Here is a 17,490-nt window from a genome sequence, read left to right as displayed (position 1 = left end):
CCGGCCGGGGTCGGCCGATGGGGTGGGCGGGGTTCAGTCGGTGGAGCGGTTCGCGGGGCGGGTGGTGAGGCCGAGCAGCACCGGTCCGGTGGGGGAGGCCACCAGGTCGTCGATGCTGAGCGGGTCGAGCGCGGCGAAGAAGGCCTCCTGGGCGGTCCGCAGCGCACCGCGCAGGCGGCACGCGGCCCGCAGCGGGCACGGCGGGTCGTCCTCGCAGCCGACCACGTCGCCGACCCCCTCCAGCTCGCGCAGGAGCAGTCCGAGCGAGCCGGTGCGCCCGGCGAAGGTGAGCAGCAGCCCGCCGCCGCGCCCGCGCCGGGCCTCCACCACCCCGAGGTGCTGCAGCCGGCTGACCACCTTCGCCGCGTGGGTGTACGGCACGCCGACCGCCTCGGCCACCTCGCGGGTGGTCGGGTTGGCGTCCTCGCCCAGCACGGCCAGCCGCATGGCGATCCGCAGGGCGATGTCGGTGCTCTTGGTCAGCCTCACGTTCGAAACGCTATCGAATACGACTCCGGAACTCCAATTTTCTGCACGCACCCCCCAGAGGCCCCCGGGAGCCCCCCTCGGCAGGCTCCCGGGCGTTGGCGGCCGGCGGCGGGCGCCGGGACGGAAGGGGCGACCGGGGGCCGCCACGGCCGAATCCCGGTCGAATCTGAACAGTTGACGACATTACCGATCAGCTCCTGACGGATGGTCATACCGGCTTCTACGCTTCGTGCGGCTCCGGATCCGCAGGGGGTCGGAGCGACCGGCGTTGCATCCCTTGACCGACCATCCTGGAGAGACCCGTGAGAACACGTCGTGCACCTGGGCGCGCCTGGACGGCCGTGACCGCGATAGCTGCGGCCACGGCCGCACTGCTGTCCCAGCCCGCCGCCGCCGAGGCCGTCACCCCGCCGCCGACCGTCACGGCCCACGTGCCGGTGGCGCCCTACCCGGCGGGCCTGGCGCTCACGCCGGACGGCACCCGGGCCTACGTGGCCAGCCAGAGCAGCGGCGCGGTGAGCGTGCTGGACACCACGAGCAACACGGTGGCCGCCACCTTCACCGCCGGCACCGGCTCCTACGCGGTCGCCCTCTCGCCCGACGGGCACCGCGCCTACCTGACCCACCACCTCGACGGCGCCGTCAGCGTCGTCGACACCGCGAGCAACACCGTGACCGCCACCGTTCCGGTCGGCGCCCAGCCGTGGGGCCTCGCGCTCTCCGCGGACGGCTCGCGCGCCTACGTCGGCAACGCCGGGGCCGACACCGTGAGCGTGCTGGACACCGCCACCAACACCGTGACCGCCACCGTCCCGGTCGGTGCCGAGCCGCACGGGCTGGCCCTCTCGGCGGACGGCAAGCGGCTCTACGTCGCGGCCACCGGTGCCAAGGCGGTGAGCGTCGTCGACACCGTGAGCAGCACGGTGAGCGCCACCGTTCCCGTCGGCCACAGCGTCTTCGGCCTCGCGCTCAGCCCGGACGGCACCCGGCTCTGGGCGGCCGACGCCGACGACGGCACCGCCAGCGTCGTCGACACCACCGGCAACACGCTGGTCGGCACCGTCGCCGTCGGCTCCGGTCCGTACGCCGTCGCGCTGGCCCCGGACGGCAGCGCCGCGTACGTCTCCAACTACGCCGACAACACCGTCAGCGTGGTGGACACCGCCAGTCGGACGGTCACCGCGACCGTCCCGGTCGGCGCCAGCCCGTACACCCTGGCGGTCACCGGCGACGGCCGGCGCGGCTACCTCGCCGACTTCACCGGCAACGCCGTCGACGTGTTGAAGTTCCCGCTGCCCGTCCCGGCCGTCGCCGCGATCAGCCCGTCCGGCGGCTCGGGGACCGGCGGCACCACGGTGACCGTCACCGGCACCGACCTGAACGGCGCCACCGCCGTGACCTTCGGCGCGGCCGGGGCCGCCACCGCGTTCAGCTGCACGAAGACCAGCTGCACCGCCACGGCCCCCGCCACCACGGTGACCGGGCCGGTGGACGTCCAGGTCACCACGCCCGGCGGCACCAGTGCCGCCGTCGCCGCCGACCGCTTCACCTACACGGCCCCCAGTGCCCACCTCGGCGTCGCCCTCACCGCCACGCCGGTGAGCAACCTGCTGAGCGGCCGGGTCGACTACACCGTCACCCTGACCGGCCAGGGTCCCGACCCGGTCACCGCGGCCACCGTCTCCGCCGACCTCCCGGCCGGGCTGGCGGCGACCTCCGGTGACTGCGCGATCGCGGGCGGCAAGCTCACCTGCACGCTCGCCGCGCCGCTGGCCAAGGGCGCGAGCACCACCCGGCACTTCTCGATCTCGGTCGGCCTGCTCAGCCTGATCCGCAGCTTCGACGTCACCGTGGCCCGCACCGCCGGTGCGCCCGCCGACCCGTCCCCGGCCACCAGCCGGGACACCCGCAGCTGCACCGCCGTCCTCGGCATGCTGATCACCTGCCACTGATCGCCCCCGCGCACCGAAGGCCCCGCCCGGCCCATGACACTCCAGGAGTCGGCGGGGCCTTCGCCGGTCCAGCTCTGGACGAATCGTCCGGACTGGACGTACAGTCCAGGCATGACCACCGAAACCCCCGACCCGCGGGTCCGGACCTGGGGACCGGCCTGCCGCGCCGTGGCCCTGCTGCTCGGGCCGTACGCCGAGGTGGTGCTGCACGACGCCGCCACCGACCGGGTGCTGGCCGTCTGGAACCCGATGACCCCCCGGGCCCCCGGCGACCCGTCGATGCTCGGCGAACTCGACGCCCTCGACCCCTCCGCCCCCGACGTCTACGGCCCCTACGAGAAGCTGCTGCCCGACGGGCGCCGGCTCTCCTCCGTCAGCGCCGTGCTGCGCGACGACGCCGGACGGCCCTCGGCGATGCTGTGCGTCAACCTCGACCGGGGCCCGCTGGAGCAGGCCGCCGCCCTGCTGGCGGGCTTCGCCGCGCCCACCGCGCCCCGCCCCGAACCGCTCTTCGAGCGCGACTGGACCGAGCGGATGAACGACGTGATCGGCGGCTACGTCCGCGCGCAGGGCCGCCCGCTCGAACGCTTCGGTCGCGAGGACCGGCTCGCCGTGCTGCGCGAACTCGACCAGGCCGGGGTGTTCGCCGTCCGCCGCGCCGCTCCCGCCGTCGCCACCGCGCTGCGGATCTCCCGCTCGACCGTCTACACCCTGCTCGCCGAGCTCAAGCAGGCCCCCGCCCGCCGGAACGCGCACCAGAACCAGGACGAGAAATGACCATGCTCCCCGACTTCCGGCTCGAAACCTACTTCTCGCGCTGGGAGTTCACCGCCCGACACCACCTCACCGCCTCCGACGCCCAGACCATGACGATGGCCGAACTCCTCGCCCTGGCCGGCCCCGAGGACCGGCAGGCCTGGGACGGGCTCGCGCTCGGCTACACCGAGAGCTACGGGGACCCGGCGCTGCGCCGCGCCATCGCGGGGATGTACCAGGAGGTCGACGCCGACGACGTGATCTGCTTCGGCGGTGCCCAGGAGGGGCTCAACCTCGCCATGCAGGTGCTCCTCGACCGGGGTGACCACGCCGTGGTGGTGACCCCCAACTACCAGTCCGCCGAGACCATCCCGCTCTCCCTCTGCGAGGTCACCGGCGTCGCCCTGGACGAGCGGGACGACTGGGCGCTCGACCTCGACGCGGTCACGGCCGCGCTGCGCCCGAACACCCGGGTGCTGTCGGTGAACTTCCCCAACAACCCGACCGGCAAGGTGATCGACGCCGCCGACTTCGGGCGCCTGGTGGAGCTGTGCGAGGAACGCGGCATCCGGCTCTTCTCGGACGAGGTCTACCGCGGCCTGGAGCGCGATCCGGCCCGCGCCCTGCCGCAGGCCGCCGACCTCTCCGAGCGCGCCCTCTCGCTCAACGTCACCTCGAAGTCGCTCGGCCTGCCCGGCCTGCGGATCGGCTGGATCGCCTGCCGCGACCGGGAGTTGCGCTCCCGGCTGGAGCGGGCCAAGCACTACACCACGATCTGCAACTCGGCGCCGAGCGAGGTGCTGGCCCGGATCGCGATCAACGCCCGCGAGCGGATCCTGGCGCGCAACCGCGCGATCATCGCGGAGAACCTGCCGCAGTTCGACGCGTTCTTCGCCGAGTTCGCCGACCTCTTCGAGTGGCACGCCCCGGACGGCGGCTGCGTCGCCTACCCGCGCTACCTCGGGGCGGACGGGGTGGAGGACTTCTGCACCGCGCTGGTCGAGCAGGCGGGCGTCCTGCTGCTGCCCGCGAGCATGTACCGCTCCGAGCTGACGCCCACCCCCGCCGACCGCTTCCGGATCGGCCTCGGCCGTCGCGACCCCGGCCCCGCCCTGGCGGACTTCGCCGACTGGCTCCGCAGGCGCTGACCGTCGGGGTGGGGCCGGGACGTCATCCGGGCCGGTACCGGAAGCGACCGCTTCCGGTACCGGCCCGGGGGACCTCAGAGACCCTGCCAGGCCGGCTTGGCGGCGTAGGTGTCGCGGAAGTAGTCGGCGAGCCTGAGGCCGGAGGCGGCGGCCTCGTCGACCACCACGGTGGCGTGCGGGTGGAGCTGCAGCGCCGAGGCGGGGACGGCGGCGGACAGCGGACCCTCGACGGCGAGGGCGACGGCCTCGGCCTTGGCCTCGCCGGTGGCGAGCAGGACCAGGTGCCGCGCCTCCAGGATGGTCCCGATGCCCTGGGTGATGACGTGGTGCGGGACCTCGTCGAGGCTGTCGAAGAACCGGGCGTTGTCCTCGCGGGTCTGCCGGGTGAGCGTCTTGATCCGGGTGCGGGAGGCCAGCGAGGAGCAGGGCTCGTTGAAGCCGATGTGGCCGTCGGTGCCGATGCCGAGCAGCTGGAGGTCGACGCCGCCGGCCGCGGCCAGTGCGCGGTCGTAGGCGGCGGCCGCCGCGGCGATGTCCGTCGCGTTGCCGTCGGGGCCCAGGAAGGAGTCCTCGGTCAGGCCGAGCGGTTCGACGACCTCGCGCAGCACCACCGAACGGTAGGACTCGGGGTGGCCGGCGGGCAGGCCGACGTACTCGTCGAGCTGGCAGATGCGCGCCCGGGAGGCGTCGAGCCGGCCGTCGCGGACCCGCTCGGCGAGGGCCTGGTAGATCGGCAGCGGGGTCGAGCCGGTCGCCACGCCGAGCAGGGCCTCGGGCTTGCCGGACAGCAGATCGGTGATCGCCGCGGCGATGAGTTCGCCGGCCGCTGAGGCGTCAGGGACGATCACGATTTCCATACTGGTCCACCGTTCTAGCCGGATTTCTGGTCTAGACCTCCTTTGAGGTCTAGACCAGTTTGCCGTGAACGGGTGCCCCAGGTCCACCCGGGCCTGGTCAACGCCGTCCGTCCGGCTTGCGGGCGGCCTGCCCGGCACCGATCCGGCACCGATCGGCGGGGGCACGGACGCCGACGGGCCGGCCGCCACGTGCGGTGGCGGCCGGCCCTGGAGCCGGGGCGCGGGCGCCCCGGTTCACCCGGTCCGTGAGGTTCCGCGACGGCCCGGTGGCCGTTGTCGAGCCGGTGGCCGTTGACGACCGGGTGGCCGTTGACGACCCGACGCTCGTCGAGGAACCCGGTCGGTCAGAACGGGTTGGTACAGGTGGTGACCCGCTGGGTCGCCTCCAGCGCCGGGCCGGCGGTGGCGCAGATCATCCGCAGGTCGGTGGTGACGACGCGCGGGGTGACCGCCTTCGCGGAGCCGAGTCGCACGGTGGTGGCGGAGGCGACCGTCTCCCACGGGCTGCCCCAGGCCTTCTGCGTCCGGACCTCGACCCGGACCACCGTCAACTGGCCCGGGTCGGCCGAGACCTGGGCGACGCCGAAGACGCCCTCGCCGTCGTGCTGGTGGGAGATGCACGGCGTGTTGACCACTGCGGTGCAGGTCGCCGTGTCGTTCTCGGTCGTCGCCGCGGCCGCCGTGGCCGGTCCGGCCGTCAGGCCTGCGATCCCTGCCACCGCCATCATCACAGCTGCGATCCGAGCGCGCATGATATGAACCTCCTTGGAAATTAAGGGGATCTCACTCCTTGAGATGAGTCTTGCATAGAACGTGGACATGTCGAGTGTGTGTTGCGTCACACTCATGGTGATCGTTCAATTACGTAGTGCAACCATCCGCTCCGGTTGCTCGGCGGCCCGTCCGGCATCCGTCGGGCGGGCGCCTGACGGATGATCAGTCCGGCGGTCGGCAACTCCGCGAGGCCCGGGCCGGATTGGCCGCGTTCCTTCACTCGTCCGGGTGGCGAACTGCCGTCGGGGCGAATCGGGCGGATAGCATCGACCCCGAACCGCGGAGGTGTCTGCGTGGACACGGTCATCGTGCAACTGCCCGACCGGGGGCCTGTGGTGGCGTCCGGCGCACCGCCCGGCCTGCTGCGGATGGGCCCCGGTGAGGCCGCGGTGTTCGGACGCGGCGAGCCGGGCCGGCCGGTCCCCATCCCGCTGCCCGACCAGGGCGTGTCCCGCCGTGCGGGGGAGGTCACCGCCGCCGAGGACTACTGGCGGCTCTCCAACTTCAGCACCTCCGCCACCTATGTGGTGGAGAACCTGGAGGGCGCGGGCGAGCACGTCAAGGTGGCGCCCGGGCGGCTCGGCGCGCCCGTCCCGTTCGAGTTCTCCCGGGTGCTGCTGCCGGCCCTCGGCGAACCCGCCTCGTTCAAGGTCTTCGCCCCGCAACACGCCTACCTGGAGGGCCGGTCCGGCGGCGCCGAGGGCGAACGCACCGTCAGCCCGTTCGCCCTCGACCCGACCGCCAAGTACTTCCTGGTGCTGCTCGCGCTCTGCGAGCCCCGGCTGCGCTCGCCCTCCGCCGCCGCCGTCCCCGGCGTCACCGACGTGCTGGCCCGGCTGCGCGCCCTGCCCTCCTGTCGCGGCCTGACCCGCTCGGCGGTCAACTACCACATCGACTACCTGGTGTGGACGAAACTGCGGCTGCGCGAGCCGTACGAGGACGGCCCGGGCGGGGGCAAGCGCGAGGAACTCGTCGCCCTGGCACTGAAGTTCGACCTGGTCCGGGAGGAGCACCTGGCCCTGCTCCCGCCCCGGCGCCCGGTCGCCCGAACGTGAGGCCCTCCGACCCGGAGCACGACCGGCCGCCGGATCCGGACCGGCCCCCGCCGGCGGCAGGCCGGACCTCACCGGAGCCCGATCAGCCCTCCGACCAGCCGCCGGAGCGGCCGTTCGAGGTCCCGCCCGGCTACTCGCTCGCGGGCTACCGCACCGGCGCCTTCCTCGGCGAGGGCGCCTGGGGCAGCGTGTACGCGGCCGAAGGCCCCGACGGCACCCCGGCCGCCGTCAAGCTGCTCAGCCCCGCCCGGCTCAGCCCGGGCCAGCGCCGGACCATGGCCCAGATCGCCCGCAGCGAGATGCGCTTCAGCCGCCGCGCCGACCACCCCCACCTGATCCGCACCCTCGCGGTGACAGTCGTCGACGATCCGGCCGCCCCCGGCCTGGACGGCGCCGTCGCCCTGGTGATGGAACGCGCCGCCCGCAGCCTCCAGGACGTGCTCGCCGCCGCCCGCCCCGGCGCCCCGGTGCCCGGCGCCGAACGCGTGCTCACCGAGGTCTGCGCCGGGCTCACCCACATGCACCGGGTCGGCTGGGTGCACGGGGATCTCAAACCGGCCAACATCCTGCTGATGCCCGACGGCACCGCCAAGATCGCGGACTTCGGCCTCACCGCCGAGCTGGAGGGCACCCACGCCTACGCGCCGCCGCTCGGCTCGCCCGACCACGTCCCGCCCGAGTGGTGGTCCCAGCGCACCGGGGCGCGCGGCGTCGTCCTGCGGCCCAGCGCCGACATCTGGGCCTTCGGGGTGATCGCCCACCAACTGCTCACCGGCGGTCTGCACCCGTTCCTCGGCGCCACCGCCCGGGCCCGCTCGCTGGCCGCCCAGGCCTACGCGCGCGGCGCGGCGCCGCTGCGGCTGGACGATACGCTGCCCGGGCCCTGGCGGGGCGTGGTCGCCGCCTGCCTGACCCCCGGCCGGGAGGAGCGGACCCGCACCGACCTCGCCGCGCTGGTCGCCCGGGCCGCCGACGGTCCGCCCGGCCGTCGGCGCGCGGCGCTGCGGGCCGGCGCCTGTCTGCTGGCCTGCACCGCCACCGTCCTCGCCCTGACCGGTGCCCCCGAGCCGGACGGCGCGGGACTGGGTGCGGTCGGGCCGGCCGCCCACCCGGCCGCGCCCCCGCTGCCCGGTGCGATCCCGGCCGGCTCGGACGTCCCGGTGGCCTACCGGGGCGTGATCGAGAACGCCGCCCGGCGCTGCCCCGAGCCGGAGATCGCCCCGGTGCTGCTGGCCGCCATGCTGAAGGCCGAGAGCGGCTTCGACCCGAACGCGGCCAATCCCGACACCGGCGAGTACGGCATCGCCATGTGGACGCCCGCCGTCTTCGCGGCCTGGGCGAAGGCCGCCGCCCACGACGGTCCCACGTCCTACCTGGACCCGGGCGACGCGATCGCCGCGATGGGCAACTACGTCTGCTGGCTTGACCAGCAGCTCAAGCACCGCGGTTTCACCCACGACCTGCCGGCCCTGGTCACCGCCGCCTACCGGACCAGTGACAAGACGGTGGCGGACGCCGGCGGCGTCCCGGAGCGGATCCGCCCGCATGTCGACAAGGTGCTTCGGTATCTGGCCGACTACGGTGGGTGAACGCCCATATCGGGACGAGTTATGCCAGATCCGTCCATACCCCGGCGCGGGCAGCCGGGTGGACGGGTCCCGGTCTGGGATGCTCGGCCGCATGATCACGAAGCTCCGCGCGGCCACCGCGCAATGGACCGTCGTCGTTCCGGTGGTGTCGTTCGTCGTCCTCGCCCTGACCTGGCACCGGGACCTGCCGGGGTGGGTGGTGGGCATCGTCGCCTGCTTCCTGGCCGGCGCCGTGCTCGCCGCCGTGCACCACGCCGAGGTGATCGCGCACCGCGTCGGAGAGCCCTTCGGATCGCTCGTGCTCGCGGTGGCGGTCACCGTGATCGAGGTCGCCCTGATCGTGACGCTGATGATCGACGGCGGCAGCAAGTCCGCGACCCTGGCCCGGGACACGGTGTTCGCCGCCGTGATGATCACCTGCAACGGCATCCTCGGCCTGTCCATCCTCGTCACCGCGATCAAGTACCGGACGGCCGACTTCAACGCCGAGGGCACCGGCGCCGCGCTCGCCTGCATCGGCACCCTCGCCACCCTCAGCCTGGTGCTGCCGACCTTCACCACCAGCTCCCCGGGCCCGCAGTTCTCCACCACCCAGCTCGTCTTCGCGGCCACCGCCTCGCTCGTGCTGTACGGGCTGTTCGTGGCCACCCTGACCTTCCGGCACCGGGACTACTTCCTGTCGGTCACCGTCGAGGGCCGAGGGTTCATCGAGGAGGAGCACGCCGAGCCGCCGACCGCCAAGGCCGCCTGGCTCAGCCTGCTGCTGCTCGGCGTGGCCCTGGTCTCGGTGGTCGGCCTCGCCAAGGGCGTCTCGCCGACCATCGAGTCCGCGGTGGACGAGGCCGGACTGCCGGCCTCCGTCGTCGGCGTGGTGATCGCCATGCTCGTCCTGCTGCCGGAGACCATCGCGGCGCTGCGCGCGGCCCTGCGCAACCGGGTGCAGACCAGCCTCAACCTGGCCCTTGGCTCGGCGCTCGCCAGCATCGGCCTGACCATTCCGGCCGTCGCCATCGCCTCCACCTGGCTCTCCGGCCCGCTCGTCCTCGGCCTCGACCCGGCGCACATGGTGCTGCTGACCCTGACCATCGTGCTCGGCACCCTGACGGTCATCCCGCGCCGGGCCACCCCGCTGCAGGGCGCGGTGCACCTCGCGGTCCTGGCCGCATACGTGGTGCTGGCGGTGAACCCCTGACGGTGAACCCGTGACGGCGTTCCGGCCGTAGCAGGCTGCGGGAGCCCCTGTCCTCGACGGTGCCGTCGAGGACAGGGGCTCTCTGGTTCCCGAAGCGGTTCCCGGTCGCCACGCGTCGACGCACGGCCCGCCGACCGGCCCCGCGGCGCGGGGTGCGAGGATGTCCCCCGACCGCCCCCGACGGCGGACCTCCGCCGACCGGCCGCCCCCGTACCCCTGGGCGGCCCGATCCGGGCACACGGCGACGAGGTCCGCGCTGCGTACCCCGGCAGCCATGACCCCGGAGCGGGCCGGCCGGTTCCAGCTCGCCAACACCCACTTCCTGCAGTCCGGGCCGTACGGCATCACCGTCGCCAAGGACGCGCCCGACCTGCGGGACGTGATCTCCAAGGCCCTCGACCAGGTGATCCGCGGCGGTACGTACGACACGATCCTCGCCAAGTGGCACGTCGGCCCGGGCGCCGTCTCCAGCGCGGTGGTCAACGGCGGGCTCTGACCCGGCGGCGCCCGGCGCCCGCCCCGGTGGCCGGTATTGACCGGTCATCGGGACGGGCCCGCGTGTCGGGGCGGCGGCCGGGCACCGTGGTTCTCTATCGTCCGTCTCGGACGGCCCAGTTCGGCGGGTCCGCAGGAACCCGTCCGTGTCAGTCCGTGTCAGTTCGAGTCCGTCCGGGCCCTCCCGGCTCCGGCGGGCTCGCAGCCGATCCGACCCGTGGGAGTGCGTGATGCCCGGCCCAGAGCAGCAGGTGCCCGCAGACGGCGACCGGGCCCCCCGGCCCGCCCGGCCCGAGGAGAGCGCCGACGTCATCGTGGTCGGCGCCGGCCCGGCCGGCTCCACCGCCGCCTACCACCTCGCCCGCACCGGCCTGGACGTCCTGCTGCTGGAGAAGTCCGCGTTCCCGCGCGAGAAGGTCTGCGGGGACGGCCTCACCCCGCGCGCCGTCAAGCAGTTGACCGACCTCGGCATCGACGTCTCCGAACAGGCCGGCTGGCTGCACAACCAGGGGCTGCGGCTGATCTCCGGCCGGCGCGCGCTGGAGTTCGACTGGCCCGAGCTGTCGGCCTTCCCCGGCTACGGACTCGTCCGGCGGCGCGCCGACTTCGACGAACTGCTCGCCCGCCGGGCCGCCTCGGCCGGCGCCCGACTGGTCGAACGGGCAAACGTGGCAGGCCCGTTGGTGGACGAGCGGACCGGCCGGATCACCGGCGTCACCGCGAAACTCGGCGACGAGCGCCGACCCGTCAGCTACCGGGCACCGGTCGTCGTCGCCGCCGACGGCAACTCCACCCGCCTCTCCGTCGCGATGAAGCGCTACCGCCGCACCGACCGCGCCATGGGCGTCGCCTACCGCACCTACTTCACCACCCCCCGGCACGAGGACCGCTACCTGGAGGCCTGGCTCGACCTGCGCGACCCGACCGACCCCGCCCGGCGTCTACTGCCCGGCTACGCCTGGGTGTTCGGCATGGGCGACGGCACCGCCAACGTCGGCCTCGGCGTCCTCGACACCGCCGACATCGACCTCGACTGGCGGGACCTGCTCCGCCGCTGGTGCGAGGGCCTGCCGCCGGGGTACGGCTACAGCCCCGACGCCGTCACCGAACCCGTCCGCGGCTCCGCCCTGCCCATGGGCCTCAACCGCCGACCCCACTACGCCGACGGCCTGTTGCTCGTCGGCGACGCCGGCGGCACGGTCAGCCCGGGCACCGGCGAGGGCATCGCCTACGCCATGGAGTCCGGCCGCTACGCCGCCGAGACCATCGTCCAAGCCCTCGCCCGCCGGACCGACCGGGGTCGCGAACTCGCCCTGCGCGCCTACCCGCAGGCCCTGCGCTCCGCCTACGCCGGCTACTTCGCGCTCGGCCGCCTCGCCGCCGACCTGCTCGGCCGGCCCCGGCTGCTCGGCGCCGCCGGCGCCGTGGGGCTCGGGCACCCGGCGCTGCTGAAGGTGGCGTTCCGGCTGATGGTCAACCTCACCGAACCCAACTCCAAGGACGCCCTGGACCGGCTGCTCCACCTGGTCGGGCGGGTCGCGCCGGGGCGGTGACGGCGTCGGGGCCGGTCCGCTCGGGTCGGGGTCCTCCCGCGCGGGGAAAATTCGCTGGCGGGCGCCGGAGCAGGCGGGGTACGAAGGCCGGATGAGTGCCACCGAGACCTCCACCGACCGGCGCGTCTTCCACCCCGCCACCCTCGACCTGGGCGACGTCCTGCTGCGCCCCTGGGGGAGGGCCCTCGACCTGCCCGGCGGCACCGTCCCCGCCCTGACGGCGGCCTCGGCGGACCGGGAGATCGCCCGCTGGAACCCCTTGCGCGCCGCCGACCCCGCCGCCGCCGAGGCCTACCTCGACCGCTGCGACACCGGCTGGGCCGACGGGACCACGGCGGCCTTCGCGATCACCGACGCCGCCGACGGAACCCTCCTCGGCAACGTCGCCCTGCTCTGGACCAACCAGGCGGACGGCCTCGCCATGGTCGGCTACTGGCTGCTCCGCACCGCCCGGGGCCGGGGCATCGCCACCCGCGCCACCGTCGCCGTCACCCGCTGGGGCGTCACCACCGCCGACGCCCGCCGCATCGAGCTCTGCCACGACGTCGACAACGACGCCTCCTGCCGGGTCGCCGTCCGCAGCGGCTTCCCGTACGAGGGCACCCTGCGGGCCTCCTACCGCCACGTCGACGGCGACTACGTCGACGAACACCTCCACGCCCGCCTCGCCACCGACCCGGACGAGGGGTAGGGCCGGACAGGCCCTCGCTCGGGCCGGTCCGGCGGATCCTGCCGGGCCCGCGACGCCGGGCTCACCCGGCCTTCCCCGAGCCGGCGCAGGCCGGCTGCCCGCACCGTGCCCGGGCCAGGTCGGGGGCCAAGCGGGTTTTCCGAGCCCCGGGAGGTTCCTGGGCGGCAGGCTGCGCGCGGGGCGGGGGAGCGGCCTAACCTGGAAGGGCGCGTACGGCGCGTGGCCTGGGAACGAAAGCGGTGGGCCATGACGGTGATCTCGGCGGCTCTCTTCGGTACCGATTGGCGGTCTGCGTCGACCGGTTCCGCCGAGTTGCTGCGCGAGTGCGCCGCCCGGGGCTGGACGGTCGTCCTGACCGGCCCGGGGCCGGGCGGGGCGCCCGCCCTGACCGTGGCCGCCCCCGGGAGCGACCCGCTGCGGGCCGCGCTGGAGCTGGTCGGCGGCACGCCGTCGCACGCCGTGGCGGTGGCCGGGAGTGTGCGTGAGGTGTTGGCGGCGCGGCGGGTCGGGGTGCCGTGCGTCGCCGTGGCGGCCGGTGCGGAGGCCGGTCCGGAGCTGTGGGCGGCGGGCGCGGTCGAGGTCCACCGCGACCTCGACGCCCTGATGCGGGTCCTGGACGACAGCCTGCTGGCCCGACCCCGGGCCTTCGGCCCCGTGGGCGCCGGAACCGGCGGCCCCCCGAGCGGTTAGCGCCGGCCCGTACCGGGCAACCGCCGGGTGCGAGCACGTCACCGGAAGTGTCGGAGGTGACCGAGATGGACGGACCCGCGTTGAGCGGATGGGAGCGGCGGCTCCTTGCGGAGATCGAGTCCGATCTGCGCCAGGACACGCGCCTCGACCGGAAGTTGAGCACGATGGGTGCCAAGCGGCCGGGCCGGGTCCGGGGCGTGCTGCGGGGCGTGGGGCGCCGGGTGTCCGCCGGGGTGGTGCTGACCGCGCTGGTGATGGCGGCGATCTGCCTCAGTATCGGCGTGCGGACCCCGACCACCGGGGTGCTGACCGGCCTCGGGGTGGTCTGGGCGGCCTCGGTGGCGGTCGCGGTCGCCACCGCGGCCCTGCTGCGCCGCCGGGGCGCGGGGCGGGGCGAGGGCTGGGGAGACGAGGGAGCCGCAGGGCGGGACGGAGGCGAACGCGGTTCCGGGCCCTCCGATCGGGACGAACGCCGCGAACGCCGCCCCTGGGACCGGCCGGAGGCATGATGAGCACTGACCTGTGGGAGTACCGCCCGGGCCCCCACCACGCCGCCGAACTGAGCCTGACCGGGTACGAGGTGCAGGCGACCGACGGCCCGCTCGGGCGGGTCGAACAGGACACCGGGGACCACCTGCTGGTCGACGCCGGGCCCTGGGTGCCGGGCGCCCGGGTGTCCGTCCCGGTCGGCCTGGTGTCGCGGATCGACCACCTGGAACTGATCGTCCACCTGGACTGTCCGCGCGCCCGGCTCAGCGCCGCCCCGTCCGTCGCCGTCGACCTGGCCGGCCGCCACCCGCGCCCGCGCTGAGCCATGGGCTGGCCGTCCACCACGCTCACCGGCCGCACGATCGCCTTCCTGGTCGCGCCGTACGGGGCCGAGCAGGTCGAGCTGACCTCGCCGTGGCAGGCGGTGCAGGAGTCCGGTGGCACCCCGCGGCTGCTGTCCACCGCGCCCGGGCGCGTCCAGGCCGTCCGGGGACACACCCCGGGCGACACCTTCGCCGTCGACGCCGTCGTGGCCGAGGCGGACGCCGCCTCCTTCGACGGCCTGGTCCTGCCCGGCGGCGTCGCGAGCCCCGACCGCCTCCGGCTGGACGAGGCCGCGGTCGCGTTCGTCCGGGCCTGGTGCGCCTCCGGCCGCCCGGTCGCCGCGATCTGCCACGCCGCCTGGACCCTGATCGAGGCCGACGCCGTCCGCGGCCGCACCCTCACCTCCTGGCCCAGCCTGCGCACCGACCTGCGCAACGCGGGAGCGAACTGGGTCGACGAGGAGGTCCACACCTGCCGTGACGGCCCGGGCCCCCTCGTCTCCAGCCGCAGACCCGCCGACCTCCCGGTCTTCAACGACACCCTGGTCACCGTGTTCGCCCACGCCGCCAAGCGGAAGCGGTAACCCGGCTACCCCGTTACTCCGTCGCGGAGTTGAGGCGGGTGGCGGCAGCGGGCCGACCCCCGGGGGCTCCGGCGCCGCGCGGACCCCGGCCGCTCCGGCCCGCCGCGGGTGTCCGCCAAGGGCGGTGAGCCGGGGGCGCTCAGTCGCCGCGGAGGCGGACGAAGGTGGCGGTGGGCGGGCGGCCGGTGAGGGTGAGTTCGGCACGCAGGGGGGTGGTGAGGGGGTGGACCGGGCCGTGGTCGGGGTCGGTGGCGGGCGGGCCGAGGAGGGCGCCGGCGGCCTCGGCGACCTCGCGGGCCTGGACCGGGGTGAGCCGGGGGGTGGTCAGGAACACCCGGCCGTCGTCGAGTTCGAGGACGAGGGCGTGCGGGTGGGCGGCCGGGCCGGTGAGGGCGCGGACGGCGGCGTCGAGGGTGTCGCCGCGCCGGTACTTGACCCAGGCGTGCCCGGTGCCGCGCGGGCGGTAGGGGGAGCCGACGGCCTTGCAGACCAGGCCCTCGACGCCGGTGTCGGCGAGGCCCGCCATCCACTCCAGCGCCTCCGCCCGGTCGGTGGTGGCCAGCACCGGCTGGATCGGCGGCGGGACGTCGGCGAGGGCGGCGAGCAGCAGGCGGCGGCGGTCGGCGAGCGGCAGCCCGCGCAGGTCGCGGCCGGGCAGGGCGAGCAGGTCGAAGGCGATCAGGCCGAGGGCGACGTCCGGGGCGGCGCCCCGGGCCCGGCGGGTGCGCAGGAGCTCCCCGAAGGCGAACCGGCCGGCCCGCCAGGCGACGAGTTCGGCGTCCAGCACCAGCCCCTCGGGCAGCCGGGCGACGGCGGCGGCGATCGGCGGGAACGCGGGGGCGAGGTCGCGGCCGGTGCGGGACTGGAGGAAGGGCGGGCGGTCGCCGCGGGCGAAGGCCACGCAGCGGAAGCCGTCCAGCTTCAGCTCGTACTGCACGCCTGCGCCGCCCAGGCCGTCGGACGGCGGGACGGCGGTGACGGCGGCCGGGCGCATCACCTCGACCGGCGGGCGGAGCACCTGGCGGGGCCGCTCCGGCGGTTTCGCCGAGGCGGCAGGCCCGGCCGGGAGCGGCCGGGCCTGCTCCGGGTCCAGCAGCGGGGCGAACAGGTCACCGTGGGCGGCCAGCCGGTCCGGTACCTCGGAGAGGGTGAGGACCAGGTCGTCCACGGCGTGGGCGCGCTCCAGCTCGGCCCAGGAGAGCGGGGTGGAGACCGTCGGCAACGGCCGGGCCCGGAGGGTGTACGGCGCGGCGGTGGTCTTCCTGGCGTGGTTCTGCGACCAGTCGACCAGCACCCGGCCGGCCCGCCGGGCCTTCGCCATGGTGTGCACGACCAGGTCCGGGTGGTCGGCCTCCAGCGCGGCGGCGAGCGCCTTCGCGTAGGCGCTGACCCGGGCGCTGGGCGTGGGTTCGATCGGGGCCAGCAGGTGCAGGCCCTTGGCGCCGGAGGTCTTCACCCAGGCCGTCAGGCCGTCCGCCGCGAGCCGCTCGCGCAGCAGTAGGGCGACGGTGCGGCAGGTGAGGACGGACGCGCCCTCGCCGGGGTCGAGGTCCAGGACGAGGCGGTCGGCGAGCCCGGGCGCGGCCGCGTGCCACTGCGGGACGTGCAGCTCCAGACAGCCCAGGTTGGCGGCCCAGAGCAGGGCGGCGCCGTCGTCGAGGACCACCTGGCGCAGGTCGCCGCCGCTGCTCGGCACCTCGACGGTGCGTACCCAGCTGGGGGTACCGGCGGGCGGGTTCTTGGCGATGAACACCTCGGCCTCGACGCCGTCGGGGCAGCGCAGGAAGGACACCGGGCGGTCGCGCAGGTGGGGGAGGAGGGCGTCGTGCACGGCGGCGTAGTAGCGCAGCACCTCGCCCTTGCGGGTGCCGGTGCGCGGGTAGTACACCTTGTCGAGGTGGGAGAGCGCGAGGGTGCGCCCGTCCACCGTGAGCTGCGGCATGAGCCCTCTCCGAAGCCTGCGGCCCCCGCTGCCAGTCTGCCCGGGCGGCGGCGGGGGCGCCCGCTCACCCCTGTGCGGGGGCGGCGGGCCGGGGTGCACGGCGGGCGGGATGCCGAGCCGACGGTACCCGGAGCACCAGGCCACGTACGGGCGCAGCGCCGTCGCGGCGAGGACGTCCCGGGCCGTCTCGACTCCCGTGGCAGGACGGGCCGGTGGCAGGTGCACGAGCCATCCTGCGGGTGCCCGGATGGGGCGATCTTCGTCTCGGCAGGTGGATCATCCTTTCTTGCCAGGCGAGATGGGGGCACACTGGCGGACATGGGAAAGCAGTACGAGAGCATCGACGGCCGGCTGCGCGCATTCATCGAACGGCAGCCCGTCTACTTCGTCGCGACCGCGCCCCTCTCCGCCGACGGGCACGTCAACGTCTCGCCCAAGGGCCGCTCCGGCACGCTCGTGGTGATCGACGAACTCACCCTCGCCTACCTCGACTTCGGCGGATCCACCGCCGAGACCATCGCCCACCTCCGGGAGAACGGCCGGATCACGCTGATGTGGTGCGCCTTCGACGGCCCGCCGACCGTGGTGCGGGTGCACGGCCGGGGCGAGCCGGTGTTCCGCGACGACCCGCGCTTCGCCGCACTGCTGGGCCGCTTCGCGCCGGACGCCGACGGGTCGGGGCTGCGCGCGATCGTGCTGGTGAAGGCCGAACGGGTCAGCGACTCCTGCGGGTTCGCCGTCCCGCTGATGGACTACCGGGCCGACCGCGACCTGCACGCGCAGTACTTCGACCGCAAGGGCGAGGAGGAGTTCAGCGCCTACTGCGAGGGCAAGCAGTACGTCGGCACCAGCATCGACGGCCTGCCCGCGCTCCCGCTGCCACTGCCACCCCGCCCCTTCGAGAGCTGACC

Annotated in this window: 18 protein-coding genes and 1 pseudogene; 14 read left to right on the top strand and 5 right to left on the bottom strand. The window is 74.9% G+C overall.

Features of this window, described 5'->3' with window-relative positions:
- Positions 1 to 33: 33 nt before the first annotated feature.
- Positions 34 to 489 (bottom strand): Rrf2 family transcriptional regulator, encoded by a 456-nt coding sequence (locus tag ACIOJE_RS03410; RefSeq protein WP_280680737.1) that lies wholly within the window; start codon positions 487 to 489, stop codon positions 34 to 36.
- Positions 490 to 830: 341 nt separating this feature from the next.
- On the opposite strand from ACIOJE_RS03410, the gene ACIOJE_RS03405 reads away from it, so the two are divergent.
- From ACIOJE_RS03405 to ACIOJE_RS03395, 3 genes are all read left to right on the top strand, one after another.
- Complete coding sequence (locus ACIOJE_RS03405) at positions 831 to 2,441, top strand: beta-propeller fold lactonase family protein (protein ID WP_400772997.1); 1,611 nt, start codon at positions 831 to 833, stop codon at positions 2,439 to 2,441.
- A gap of 111 nt (positions 2,442 to 2,552) precedes the next feature.
- Positions 2,553 to 3,218 (top strand): transcriptional regulator, encoded by a 666-nt coding sequence (locus ACIOJE_RS03400; protein ID WP_280680733.1) that lies wholly within the window; start codon positions 2,553 to 2,555, stop codon positions 3,216 to 3,218.
- Positions 3,215 to 4,345 carry an aminotransferase class I/II-fold pyridoxal phosphate-dependent enzyme gene (locus ACIOJE_RS03395; protein ID WP_400772995.1) on the top strand — a complete coding sequence of 377 codons (1,131 nt, stop codon included), beginning with the start codon at positions 3,215 to 3,217 and terminating at the stop codon, positions 4,343 to 4,345. The genes ACIOJE_RS03400 and ACIOJE_RS03395 overlap by 4 nt, the downstream gene beginning before the upstream one ends.
- A 74-nt stretch (positions 4,346 to 4,419) precedes the next feature.
- On the opposite strand, the gene ACIOJE_RS03390 is transcribed toward ACIOJE_RS03395, so the two are convergent.
- Both ACIOJE_RS03390 and ACIOJE_RS03385 read right to left on the bottom strand, forming a co-directional pair.
- Positions 4,420 to 5,202, bottom strand: coding sequence for a glucosamine-6-phosphate deaminase (locus tag ACIOJE_RS03390; protein WP_400772993.1), 783 nt, complete (start codon positions 5,200 to 5,202; stop codon positions 4,420 to 4,422).
- Positions 5,203 to 5,546: 344 nt separating this feature from the next.
- Positions 5,547 to 5,954, bottom strand: coding sequence for a hypothetical protein (locus ACIOJE_RS03385; protein ID WP_400772992.1), 408 nt, complete (start codon positions 5,952 to 5,954; stop codon positions 5,547 to 5,549).
- A 315-nt stretch (positions 5,955 to 6,269) separates the two neighbouring features.
- Between ACIOJE_RS03385 and ACIOJE_RS03380 the strand changes: the two genes are divergently transcribed.
- The 10 genes from ACIOJE_RS03380 to ACIOJE_RS03335 all read left to right on the top strand — a co-directional run bounded on the left by ACIOJE_RS03380 (position 6,270) and on the right by ACIOJE_RS03335 (position 14,637).
- Positions 6,270 to 7,031, top strand: a complete 762-nt coding sequence (locus ACIOJE_RS03380; RefSeq protein ID WP_400772990.1) for a serine/threonine protein kinase — start codon at positions 6,270 to 6,272, stop codon at positions 7,029 to 7,031.
- A complete protein-coding gene (locus ACIOJE_RS03375; RefSeq protein ID WP_400772988.1) occupies positions 7,028 to 8,620 on the top strand; it encodes a serine/threonine-protein kinase in 1,593 nt (530 codons plus the stop codon). Before ACIOJE_RS03380 ends, ACIOJE_RS03375 begins: the two co-directional genes overlap by 4 nt.
- Positions 8,621 to 8,711: 91 nt before the next feature.
- Entirely contained in the window at positions 8,712 to 9,812 is a 1,101-nt protein-coding gene (locus ACIOJE_RS03370; protein WP_280680726.1) for an ionic transporter y4hA, read from the top strand.
- Between the two features lie 274 nt (positions 9,813 to 10,086).
- Positions 10,087 to 10,308 carry a hypothetical protein gene (locus ACIOJE_RS03365; protein ID WP_400772985.1) on the top strand — a complete coding sequence of 74 codons (222 nt, stop codon included), beginning with the start codon at positions 10,087 to 10,089 and terminating at the stop codon, positions 10,306 to 10,308.
- A gap of 229 nt (positions 10,309 to 10,537) precedes the next feature.
- Positions 10,538 to 11,860: a geranylgeranyl reductase family protein gene (locus ACIOJE_RS03360; protein ID WP_400772984.1), complete on the top strand. Its 1,323-nt coding sequence runs from the start codon at positions 10,538 to 10,540 to the stop codon at positions 11,858 to 11,860.
- A gap of 91 nt (positions 11,861 to 11,951) precedes the next feature.
- Positions 11,952 to 12,551: a GNAT family N-acetyltransferase gene (locus tag ACIOJE_RS03355; protein WP_400772982.1), complete on the top strand. Its 600-nt coding sequence runs from the start codon at positions 11,952 to 11,954 to the stop codon at positions 12,549 to 12,551.
- Between the two features lie 246 nt (positions 12,552 to 12,797).
- The gene (locus ACIOJE_RS03350; RefSeq protein WP_280680720.1) at positions 12,798 to 13,241 is read left to right on the top strand and encodes a hypothetical protein; all 444 of its coding nucleotides are present in this window, start codon (positions 12,798 to 12,800) and stop codon (positions 13,239 to 13,241) included.
- Positions 13,242 to 13,306: 65 nt separating this feature from the next.
- Positions 13,307 to 13,750 (top strand): hypothetical protein, encoded by a 444-nt coding sequence (locus tag ACIOJE_RS03345; protein ID WP_280680717.1) that lies wholly within the window; start codon positions 13,307 to 13,309, stop codon positions 13,748 to 13,750.
- The gene (locus ACIOJE_RS03340) at positions 13,747 to 14,052 is read left to right on the top strand and encodes a PRC-barrel domain containing protein (RefSeq protein ID WP_280680716.1); all 306 of its coding nucleotides are present in this window, start codon (positions 13,747 to 13,749) and stop codon (positions 14,050 to 14,052) included. The genes ACIOJE_RS03345 and ACIOJE_RS03340 overlap by 4 nt, the downstream gene beginning before the upstream one ends.
- A gap of 3 nt (positions 14,053 to 14,055) precedes the next feature.
- Entirely contained in the window at positions 14,056 to 14,637 is a 582-nt protein-coding gene (locus ACIOJE_RS03335) for a type 1 glutamine amidotransferase domain-containing protein (protein WP_280680711.1), read from the top strand.
- Positions 14,638 to 14,776: 139 nt separating this feature from the next.
- Here ACIOJE_RS03335 and ACIOJE_RS03330 read toward each other — a convergent pair whose 3' ends face one another.
- Both ACIOJE_RS03330 and ligD read right to left on the bottom strand, forming a co-directional pair.
- Entirely contained in the window at positions 14,777 to 15,631 is an 855-nt protein-coding gene (locus tag ACIOJE_RS03330; protein WP_400773398.1) for a DNA ligase, read from the bottom strand.
- A gap of 69 nt (positions 15,632 to 15,700) precedes the next feature.
- A pseudogene (ligD, locus tag ACIOJE_RS03325) lies at positions 15,701 to 16,579 on the bottom strand (non-homologous end-joining DNA ligase); the annotation flags it as partial.
- Positions 16,580 to 16,897: 318 nt separating this feature from the next.
- Between ligD and ACIOJE_RS03320 the strand changes: the two are divergent.
- Positions 16,898 to 17,488 (top strand): pyridoxamine 5'-phosphate oxidase family protein, encoded by a 591-nt coding sequence (locus tag ACIOJE_RS03320; RefSeq protein ID WP_400772980.1) that lies wholly within the window; start codon positions 16,898 to 16,900, stop codon positions 17,486 to 17,488.
- Positions 17,489 to 17,490: the final 2 nt, after the last annotated feature.

It is taken from the genome of Kitasatospora sp. NPDC087861, from assembly GCF_044742585.1.
Classification (GTDB): domain Bacteria; phylum Actinomycetota; class Actinomycetes; order Streptomycetales; family Streptomycetaceae; genus Kitasatospora.
This window is presented reverse-complemented; position numbering and strand designations above follow the sequence as displayed.

Coding starts and splice junctions, on each gene's coding strand:
- ACIOJE_RS03400 (WP_280680733.1), top strand. CDS start 2,553: ATGACCACCGAAACCCCCGACCCGCGGGTCCGGACCTGGGGACCGGCC.
- ACIOJE_RS03395 (WP_400772995.1), top strand. CDS start 3,215: ATGACCATGCTCCCCGACTTCCGGCTCGAAACCTACTTCTCGCGCTGG.
- ACIOJE_RS03390 (WP_400772993.1), bottom strand. CDS start 5,202: ATGGAAATCGTGATCGTCCCTGACGCCTCAGCGGCCGGCGAACTCATC.
- ACIOJE_RS03385 (WP_400772992.1), bottom strand. CDS start 5,954: ATGCGCGCTCGGATCGCAGCTGTGATGATGGCGGTGGCAGGGATCGCA.
- ACIOJE_RS03370 (WP_280680726.1), top strand. CDS start 8,712: ATGATCACGAAGCTCCGCGCGGCCACCGCGCAATGGACCGTCGTCGTT.
- ACIOJE_RS03365 (WP_400772985.1), top strand. CDS start 10,087: ATGACCCCGGAGCGGGCCGGCCGGTTCCAGCTCGCCAACACCCACTTC.
- ACIOJE_RS03360 (WP_400772984.1), top strand. CDS start 10,538: ATGCCCGGCCCAGAGCAGCAGGTGCCCGCAGACGGCGACCGGGCCCCC.
- ACIOJE_RS03355 (WP_400772982.1), top strand. CDS start 11,952: ATGAGTGCCACCGAGACCTCCACCGACCGGCGCGTCTTCCACCCCGCC.
- ACIOJE_RS03350 (WP_280680720.1), top strand. CDS start 12,798: ATGACGGTGATCTCGGCGGCTCTCTTCGGTACCGATTGGCGGTCTGCG.
- ACIOJE_RS03345 (WP_280680717.1), top strand. CDS start 13,307: ATGGACGGACCCGCGTTGAGCGGATGGGAGCGGCGGCTCCTTGCGGAG.
- ACIOJE_RS03340 (WP_280680716.1), top strand. CDS start 13,747: ATGATGAGCACTGACCTGTGGGAGTACCGCCCGGGCCCCCACCACGCC.
- ACIOJE_RS03335 (WP_280680711.1), top strand. CDS start 14,056: ATGGGCTGGCCGTCCACCACGCTCACCGGCCGCACGATCGCCTTCCTG.
- ACIOJE_RS03330 (WP_400773398.1), bottom strand. CDS start 15,631: ATGCGCCCGGCCGCCGTCACCGCCGTCCCGCCGTCCGACGGCCTGGGC.
- ACIOJE_RS03320 (WP_400772980.1), top strand. CDS start 16,898: ATGGGAAAGCAGTACGAGAGCATCGACGGCCGGCTGCGCGCATTCATC.